Raw genomic sequence first — 2,057 nt, 5'->3', positions numbered from 1 at the left:
ACGGCGCATCACTCAGAGCGCTCTCATATCTGAGCGCTTCTTCCAGCGTGCTTTTCGACGGGCTTTTATAAATGATGCCGATCGGAAAAGGATGGCTTTCCAGCGATTTTTCAAATGCCTTTACTTTGTCGGTCGGGTCATACGTAGTGGGCAACTCGTAAATATTTTCTTTGAACCATTTGAACGTATTGGTTTTGTTGAAGGTGACGCACGGCTGGAAAATATCGATCAAAACATACCCTTTGTGTGCGAGGGCAATTTTGAGCATCGCTTTACAGTGTTCTTTGTTCCCCGAAAACGTTCGGATAACCAGCGATGCATCAAGCGAAATCGCCGTCGCTATCGGATTAAAAGGCTCCGTATGAACTCCTTCAACCTGTACGGGGGTTTTAAATCCCCGTGCGGAAGTGGGAGACGCCTGCCCTTTGGTCAGACCGTAAACCATGTTGTTATGTACGACATTGACGATCCCGGCATTTCTGCGGATTGCCGCCATGAAGTGGTTTCCCCCTTCGCCGTACATGTCGCCATCTCCCCCTTCGGCAATGACCGTTAAAGAGGGGTTGGCTACTTTCAATCCCTGCGCAACGCTCAAAGCTCGGCCGTGGAGGCCGTTGAACATATTGACGCTCATGTATTGGGGCGTTTTGGCGGCTTGCCCTATTCCCGAAACAACAACGGTGCCAAGCGGATCGAGTCCGGCCTCCTCCAATGCCTCTTTTAAAAGCAGCAAGATGGAAAAATTTCCGCATCCGGGACACCATGCGTTATCCTCTACGATTCTGTCAAAGCGTGTACTCATCGTATCTCCTTTAGCAATGCCGCGAGCTTTTCCGCCAACTCGTCTACAAAAAACGGAAGACCGTCGTGTTTGAGTATCTGATCGTGTACGGCGACTCCGTTAAGACGTAGCAACTTGGCGAACTGCCCCGTCGCGTTATTTTCGACGACAATGATATGTTCGGCCTTGTGCAGCGGTGCCAGCTGAGAGGCGCACAGCGGATGAATCCATGAGAAATGAACACTTGCTACCCTCTCATCCCTCAGCCTTTTGACCGATTCACAGATGATATGTTTCGTGCTTCCCCATCCAACAACGGCTATGTTGCCTTCGCCGTCGATTTCGGGGGCAAGCGCTTCGGAGCGGATCGATTCGGCTTTCCGCAGCCTTTTGCCGTGTTGCTCGTTGCGCACGTGCATACTCTCGGTAATCAGCCCTTCTTCGGTATGTTCGTCCGAATCGACCAGCACCAGCCCCTCGCCGTATCCGGGAATCCCTCTGGGACTGACCCCCTCTTTAGTGACACGATAGCGTTTATAGTCCGCTTCCGTACGTACGATATGACGAAACGGTTGTTTCCCGTCGATGTGAAATCGCCCGATGCTAAAAACAGTGTCCGCAAGATACTGATCGCTCATCACGATCACAGGAACCTGATATTTGTCGGCAAGGTCAAACGCTTCGCGGACAAGGTCGAAACACTCTTTCGGATCGCCCGGCGCCAGAATGATCCGGGGAAACTCCCCGTGGCCCGAATACAGCGCCAGCTCCAGATCCCCCTGCTCCGTACGCGTCGGAAGGCCGGTAGCGGGTCCGGGCCGCTGGGCCAGATAAACGACCATCGGCGTTTCGCTCATTCCCGAGAGGCTTATCCCCTCGCCCATAAGAGCGAACCCGCCGCCGCTTGTCGTCGTCATTGCCGCTCCACCGCCGTACCACGCTCCCATTCCCATTTGAAATGCCGCGATCTCGTCTTCAGCCTGCTCGACGCAGATCCCGAATCTCCGGCTGTATTTAGCCAAAAAAGTCAGCACCCCCGTCGAAGGGCTCATCGGATAACTGCTGATAAAATTACACCCCCCCGCAATCGCTCCGAATCCGATCCCTTCCGTGCCGCTCAAAAAAAAGTCGGCGGCGGCTCTCGAAGAAGGATGAGGCTCTATGCAGTATCGGCAGTTCCCGCTCTTGTGCGCCAGTTTGGCTCCGACGGTCAGCGCCTGAAGATTCCAGTCCCGCAATTGGTCGCTATACGATTCGGTTACGATCTCCCTCAGTA

At 53.7% G+C, this 2,057-nt stretch carries 1 protein-coding gene and 1 pseudogene; both read right to left on the bottom strand.

Annotated features, from left to right (window positions below; all coding sequences use genetic code 11):
* A partial coding sequence (locus tag JU82_RS00935) for a thiamine pyrophosphate-dependent enzyme (protein ID WP_037945641.1) occupies window positions 1-802 on the bottom strand: 802 nt, incomplete at its 3' end.
* Window positions 799-2,057 (bottom strand): annotated as a pseudogene (locus JU82_RS00930) (2-oxoacid:acceptor oxidoreductase subunit alpha); the annotation flags it as partial. The gene JU82_RS00935 and the pseudogene JU82_RS00930, both read right to left, overlap by 4 nt.

This window comes from Sulfuricurvum sp. MLSB (genome assembly GCF_000747095.1).
Lineage (GTDB): Bacteria > Campylobacterota > Campylobacteria > Campylobacterales > Sulfurimonadaceae > Sulfuricurvum.
The sequence above is the reverse complement of the archived record's forward strand: the minus strand, read 5'-3'. Positions and strand labels throughout refer to the sequence as shown.